1 protein-coding gene is annotated in these 1,305 nt (G+C 54.8%); it reads left to right on the top strand.

What is annotated here, in order from left to right; all coding sequences use genetic code 11:
* Window positions 1-49: 49 nt before the first annotated feature.
* A protein-coding gene (locus QP990_RS12085; RefSeq protein ID WP_100619247.1) for an IS3 family transposase occupies window positions 50-1,275 on the top strand; the annotation gives its coding sequence in 2 pieces (ribosomal slippage) (window positions 50-329 and window positions 329-1,275; 1,227 coding nt in all).
* The last annotated feature ends 30 nt before the right edge of the window (window positions 1,276-1,305 follow it).

Genomic DNA, 1,305 nt, shown 5'->3' with positions numbered 1-1,305 from the left:
TGAAGCGTCCTGGGTTTAGTTCCTACCTCAGCTAAGGAAGGATTGAACTATGCCTAGAAAGTATTCCGTCGAGTTCAAGGAGAAGGCGGTCCATCAGATCATCGAAATGGTCCGCCTGGAGTCTTGCTCACTGCAACGCGCCTACACGGAGGTCGGTGAGCTGCTTGGAGTATCTCACCACACGTTGCGGGCCTGGTACCGTGACAGCGCCTCAGTACGCGATAATTCTGACGCTTCAGGCGGCGAAACAATGGAAGAAGAACTCAGGCGTCTGCGCCGCGAAAACCGCGAACTGAAACGAGCAAACGGGATTCTTAAAACTGCTTCGGCTTTTTTCGCAGCGGAACTCGACCGACCCACGACCAAATGATCTCCTACATCGACGCGTACAAAGATCAATTTGGGGTCGAGGCCATCTGCCGAGTCCTTAAACAAGCAGATCGTGGATTCATTACTTCACGCGGCTACCGCAAAGCCACCACACGTGTTCCCAGCGCAAGAGCCTTAAGCGATAGCCTGCTCATCCCAGAGATACAGCGTGTGCATGCGGAGAATTTCTCGGTCTACGGCATCCGCAAAATGTGGCACGCGATGAACCGCGAAGGCTTTCATATTGGTCGCGACAAGACCGCACGTCTGATGAAACTTGCAGGTGTTTCTGGCCGCAGACGTGGGCGAACCCCAATAACAACGGTAAGCCCGAAGACACCGGATCATCGCCCGGACCTAGTGCGCCGAAACTTCCGTGCGCAGGCACCAGGCAGGCTTTGGGTTGCCGACATTACCTACGTTCGCACCCTGTCAGGATTCGCCTACACCGCGTTTGTCGTGGATGTCTTCAGCCGAAAAATTGTTGGTGTTGCTACACGCTCGACAATGCGCACCGATGCGCTGCCCATGGAGGCATTGGAACATGCGTTAACGACTGCAGGACGAATCCATGGAAACCAACTAATTCACCACAGCGATCGGGGCAGCCAGTATGTGTCACTGAAGTATTCCACCGCGCTAGCTGAGTCAGGAATCCGCCCGAGTGTGGGAACAATCGGCGATTCTTACGACAATGCACTAGCCGAAACAGTCAACGGTCTCTACAAGGCGGAACTGATTCATGCCCAGGGCCCGTGGACGTCGGTCGGAGAAGTCGAACTGGCCACCTTGCGGTGGGTGCATTGGTGGAACACTAAGCGACTTCACGAAGCATTGGACTACGCCACCCCACAGGAAGTAGAAACCGAGTACTATCTCACCCAGCCCATCAACACAGGGCCGTAAAAGAAGCGGAACTCAACCCAGGACGCTTCA

This window comes from Corynebacterium sp. MSK071 (assembly GCF_030232125.1).
Taxonomy (GTDB): Bacteria; Actinomycetota; Actinomycetes; order Mycobacteriales; family Mycobacteriaceae; genus Corynebacterium; species Corynebacterium kefirresidentii.
The sequence above is the reverse complement of the archived record's forward strand: the minus strand, read 5'-3'. Positions and strand labels throughout refer to the sequence as shown.